Annotated in this window: 3 protein-coding genes and 4 pseudogenes; 3 read left to right on the top strand and 4 right to left on the bottom strand. The window is 65.0% G+C overall.

Annotation, left to right across the window (positions count from 1 at the left end; all coding sequences use genetic code 11):
• Positions 1-561 (top strand): annotated as a pseudogene (locus ACZ5CW_RS40510) (hypothetical protein); the annotation flags it as partial.
• Between the two features lie 94 nt (positions 562-655).
• Here the strand turns inward: ACZ5CW_RS40510 and ACZ5CW_RS40505 are convergent.
• From ACZ5CW_RS40505 to ACZ5CW_RS40495, 3 genes and pseudogenes are all read right to left on the bottom strand, one after another.
• The gene (locus tag ACZ5CW_RS40505) at positions 656-1,924 is read right to left on the bottom strand and encodes a WD40 repeat domain-containing protein (RefSeq protein WP_468610721.1); all 1,269 of its coding nucleotides are present in this window, start codon (positions 1,922-1,924) and stop codon (positions 656-658) included.
• 161 nt (positions 1,925-2,085) lie between these two features.
• Positions 2,086-2,433: pseudogene (gene tpg / locus ACZ5CW_RS40500) on the bottom strand (telomere-protecting terminal protein Tpg); the annotation flags it as partial.
• Positions 2,415-2,540 carry a hypothetical protein gene (locus ACZ5CW_RS40495; protein ID WP_468610750.1) on the bottom strand — a complete coding sequence of 42 codons (126 nt, stop codon included), beginning with the start codon at positions 2,538-2,540 and terminating at the stop codon, positions 2,415-2,417. The gene ACZ5CW_RS40495 and the pseudogene tpg, both read right to left, overlap by 19 nt.
• Here ACZ5CW_RS40495 and ACZ5CW_RS40490 point away from each other — a divergent pair.
• A pseudogene (locus ACZ5CW_RS40490) lies at positions 2,485-2,664 on the top strand (hypothetical protein); the annotation flags it as partial. The gene ACZ5CW_RS40495 and the pseudogene ACZ5CW_RS40490 overlap by 56 nt on opposite strands.
• 393 nt (positions 2,665-3,057) lie before the next feature.
• Here ACZ5CW_RS40490 and ACZ5CW_RS40485 read toward each other — a convergent pair.
• Positions 3,058-3,303, bottom strand: a pseudogene (locus ACZ5CW_RS40485) (helix-turn-helix domain-containing protein); the annotation flags it as partial.
• Positions 3,304-3,595: 292 nt separating this feature from the next.
• Here ACZ5CW_RS40485 and ACZ5CW_RS40480 point away from each other — a divergent pair.
• Positions 3,596-3,787: a hypothetical protein gene (locus tag ACZ5CW_RS40480; protein WP_468610719.1), complete on the top strand. Its 192-nt coding sequence runs from the start codon at positions 3,596-3,598 to the stop codon at positions 3,785-3,787.
• Positions 3,788-4,915: the final 1,128 nt, after the last annotated feature.

The raw sequence follows: 4,915 nt of genomic DNA, 5'->3' as shown, positions 1-4,915 counted from the left end.
TCTCCTTCTTCCAGCAGCGTGGGGGGAAAACCGGTGGTGCGTGTCTTCGTTTTTTGGGGCGGGGGTCTGGGGAGGGGGTTTCGGGCCCACCCCCCCCCCCCCCCCCCCCCCCGGCAGGGCACTCCGGAGGCATACGAGCAAGCACTGGACGCGATCGCCGCAGACCTCGCCTCCTCACCACTGATCGACTACCGGCACCGACGCACCCTTCTCGCCGACTGGGCGCTGCCGTCAGACGCATGGCACCAGATCGCCGACCAGCTGAAACGCCGGCCCAGCCCCCGCTACATCTCCGACGACCGCGCACGCCTCGCCGCCACGGCATACATCTGGACCGAAGTCACCCACGGTGAGACCCAATTCGCCCCACAACCGGCCGAAGCCCAAAACGATCCCGAGCTCGACGCGACATGGAGCCAGGACCGGTTCACCGTCGGTCACTGGATCCGGCAGGACAAAGTCCCCCTCTACCAGCAGATGAAGCCGCTTCTCGACGCCTACGCCGCCCAGCTCACGCGAGCCGTTGACGCAGCCTGCTCCAGTAGCCAACTCGCCAGCTGAAGCGCTCAGCGGCGAAGCGTTGCTGGGATTTCGATTTCGGCCAGCATCCCTGGGGATGCACCGCCGTCGCAGGCGATGCATCGCGTTCCACGGCTTATTCGCTCTGGGCCTGTGCCTTGTTGATGGCTGCTTGAAGTTGAAGCCAGGTTGGATCTGTTGCGCTGGCCGCGGTCACCGCTGCCAGATCGTCTGCTTCCCATGTGCGGGTTCCGTCGGTCAGGACAAGGTGCGTCTCCAGGTCGTCGCCGTCGTCCGGAATCTCGGCGGTGGCCTCCAAGAACGCTATGGCTGCAGCCCTCGAGACGTCCCTGCTTGTGGTGCGGGTCTGCGTGGAGCCGGTCAGCACGGACAAGAGCACCAGCTCTCCCTCACTGCCGGCAACGAGAAGCTCGCCGGTCGCCGTGACGGCCAGCGCAGACAAGCGGGACCCGGTCAGCACATCGTGCTCGACCGCTTGCCGGGTTTCGAGGTCCACCTCGACCAGCGCCCCCGCGGGCGTTGCGATCCACAGCACGCCCGGTTGCGGTCCGAAGGCGATGTTGTGACGCGACCAGGCTTCCATCTGGTCACGCCACTCCTGCGGGTACGGATAACCAGGGCTGGGGTCGCCGAGGGTTGTGGCCAGAACCCGGTGCAACGAAGGAAACTCGAACACCTCCACCGAGTTGTCGTACGCGTTGCCACGTACCGCTATATGACGTCCGTCCGCGCTGAAGAGCGGAGTCTCATAGCCGTCACAGTCCAGGATCAGCGCCCGGCGGAGCGGCCGCATCATGGCAGGCGCGGTCCCCTGATCGACGCGCGCGAAAAGGCAGTGCATGGCCCCCTGGTCGCTGGCGAGCGTGGCGACAAGTCCGCCCCCGGGATGCTCCGCGACTCCCGTATCCCACCGGGGTCCGGCACCGATGGTTCCGGAGGCAAGGTCAAGGACGTCCGAGCTCTCCCACCCGCCGCCTTCGTCGCGAAACGACGGCGAACCCCACAGGGTCTGCCCGTCCGGGCTGAAAGCCAGGCTGCGGTAGGAGGCGGTGGCTGGTACGCCTTCCGGTTCGGAGACCCCAGCAGGAGTCCATTGCCGTAGTCCGTCTTCCCCAGTCACGACAAGCAGTGGTTGGTACGGATGCCACGCGACAGCGGGCATCCGCTCTGCCCGCTCCCACCCAAAGGCGTCTCCATAGGCATTCGACGTGACGTCCACGGAGCCGAGTTCGCGCAGCTGCCCCGCGCCGCAGTCCCAGATGTGGACTGCCGGACGCTCGGAGTCCGAGCAGGCCACCAGCGGAAGCCGCGGATGGCATCTCAACTGTTCAAAAGAGCGTTCGCCGCCAACCAGCCCACGTGCCACTACTTCAAGATCAGTCACCCCAGCACCGTAGTTCCCGCCGGCCTGCACGGCGAGCCCCTTACCCGCATGCGCTCCGCGCAGCGCAGACGTGAGCGCCGGCCCCCGCCAACTCAAGGGCTCACTCGCCAACTGAAGCGCTCAGTCACAGGTCGACCGGGCAAGATCACCCGCCTGTGGTGCTACAGGCCGACGTCCAGGTAGTCGATGTCGGTGAACTCCACCTCGAGGCCGCCGGCGCGGCGGCCGCCGTCGCGGAAGTACATCTCTCCCAGCCCTTCGGCCGTGATCGCGCGCAGCTGCTGTTCGCCGGCGTCCGCGTCCTGGGCGTCGAACAGGCGGGCCGCGTAGGCGGCGGGGAGGTGAACGGTCAGGCGGCGCAGTCGAGCGTCGTCGGTGGTGCCGGGGGCGGCGGTGAAGCCGAATCGGGCGCGGGTCTCGATGGTGATGCCGGTGGTGGTTGCGGCCTGGCGGCGGGCGCGTTCGCGGACGCGGGGCTGCCAGCGGGCCGTCACGGCGTCGACCAGGCGCTGCTCTCCTCCCTGCGCAGAGAGGAGGCGGTCTTCCCCAACACCACGGCCGTGGACGAGCTGGTCGCCTGGGTGCGGCCCTTCGACAAGGCCACCGTGTTCGCCACCTACGCCTCCCTCGGACTCCGCGCCCCGGAACGCGCCCACACCGCCAGCCTCCCGGGCTGGGACCTCATCATCGTGGATGAGGCCCATAGGTGTTCGGGCCGGATCGGGAAACCGTGGGCAGTCGTCCACGACAACACCCGCATCCCCGCCCTACGCCGCCTCTCCATGACCGCCACGCCCCGGCTGTGGCAGCTGTCCACCATCATCTGGCCGCCAGCGGCCGGACTGCTCGCACCAGCCAGCCACGGAGCCTTTTCCAACCTCCTGATGTCTGGCTGCCCTGGTCAACGGCCTGCGAGGCGGGAGGCCGGCCCAGCAGTCCCGGCCGTTGAGCAGAGGTTCCTTGAAGGCGGCCGACCTAATACACGTCAGCCAGCCTCGTTACGCAAGTTGGCAAAGGCTCACGACCGCTACACCTTGAACGGCCGGCCCGAAACCCCCAGCCGGTCACCGCGCGGTGGATCCAGGATGAACGCTTTGGCGGCGGAAAGCGTAGTGATTCGTGTGCGCGTTTCCTTCGCCTTCGCCCAGGCCGACGAGGGCCTCGTGCAGGCCGGGTGCCCAGGAGGCCAGGACGTCGAGAGTCTCGTCCACGTACCGCCAAGCGGTCGCGGTGGAGACACCGAATCCCGCCGCGAGCTGGGGCAACGTACGAAGGTGCACCAAAGCAAGCAGGGCCTGGTGGAAGCAGCCCAGCTTGCGCCACCGCGTGCCGCGTTCACACCTTCGGGCATTGATGAGCCACGAGACATGCTCGACCAGCTCATGAGGGACATCGAGCGTGGCCCGATACGGGGGACCAAGCGAGGCTCCTCGGGCGAAGCATGGTGCGTAGAGAACACCACCGCAACGACCAGGAACCTCGTCTCGTCACCTCACCTCGCTGACTGCATCATCATCCCTGCAGGACAGGATGAACACGGTTCAGTAAGGTCGCTTCGCTAACGAATCTATTGGAAACCGGGTCGGTCGGAAGTGGGTCTGAACCGTGAGTCCGCTCGCTACGTCATTCCGAGTGAATCATGCTTCAACCACCGACCATAAGGTGCCTCGTATGCCTCGCCTCACAGAAAATGATGCATCGCTTTACCTGCAGGAGTATTGCACCACCTGCTGGACTAGTAGGCCGATATCCATGAATGATTTCTCGGCCAGTAAAGGGCTGGAGCGAAATTGGCTGAGGCAGGTGATTAGTGGAAAAATGCAGTTCGGCGCTTATGAAATACTGCCGGAACGCGACAAGTGATATGCATGGCAATGCTGCAACTGAATGTCAATCACATTGTTCCGGATCGCTCGACAGTCCAGGAACTGGTGAGAGATTGGCAACGGAACCCGCAAGTTCCTCTGGCCCAGCACGCCGATCTTCGCTCTGAAGTTGTTGCTGCCGAGAAAGCGCGATCACGAGACCGGGCCCGTTCTCGAAAAACTGCCGGTACGGCCCCTTCAAATCATGGCGCAACCATTTACCAGTCACACTCCACAACGCAGATTCCGGCTCAGTTGTCATCTACCGCTGGCGCGGCTAGCACTCAGGCCTCGTTCGAGTCTGCGTCATCGTCGCACTTCTACACCCCCCAAGGAGCACCTCCCCTTTCCAGTTCGCTGGCTGGCTGGGCTGGTAACAGCAACCCCTACAACAGTCAGACGAACTGGCACTCCGCGGCAGCGGCACAGACCCCGACGCCCTCTACCCAACCTCACGCATCAACCTCTACACAGTCCAGTTCGCTGGCAGGCTGGGCCGGTAACAGCAACCCCTACAACAGTCAGACCCTGGGCAGGCACTGAACCGCCCCGGGGCTGTCACTGACGGGACTGTAAGAAACTCGGTGTAACAACGGCCGAGGTGTAGCGATCGTGCAGCAGGAGCACAGCACGGTTCCGCTCCTCGAGGACAGCCGCCGATCACGCCGGTACTGCTCGCCGACGTCCCGCACGAAGCCTGACGGTGACGCAAGGAACGCGATCAGTGGTGGCGGAGCAAAGCCGAGTTCGCCACCACCCCGCAGCAGGGCCGCCCCTACCGCCGGCCGAAAGTACGATGCCCGCTCTGCAAGCGCTGGTGGGTCGTCGGCGAGGCCACTAGCGGCCACCGCAAGCGAGTGGACGCGGTGTACCGCTCACCCAGATGCCGGAGCCCCGACCGCCCCCGGCAACCGTGCCATCTGGAATCCACAGTCTCCTTCGTCGGCTAGGCCCACACGATGAGGCGTACGGGACCAGCTTAAGATCACAAAGGTAGAGTCACTTCTCACACCGCTCGCACTTTCAGAGGCTGTCTTGTCTCGGTTGATGCTTGACGTTGTGGCTTCACCTGATGCTTGACACCGCTTGCCTCGGCTTGGCTGTGCGCGTCGTATCCGCGTGCAGG

The organism is Streptomyces sp. NPDC031379 (assembly GCF_055569615.1).
The sequence above is the reverse complement of the archived record's forward strand: the minus strand, read 5'-3'. Positions and strand labels throughout refer to the sequence as shown.

Bases quoted from the DNA above. Each gene is read 5' to 3' on its own strand.
- ACZ5CW_RS40480 (WP_468610719.1), top strand. From the start codon at position 3,596: ATGCCTCGCCTCACAGAAAATGATGCATCGCTTTACCTGCAGGAGTAT.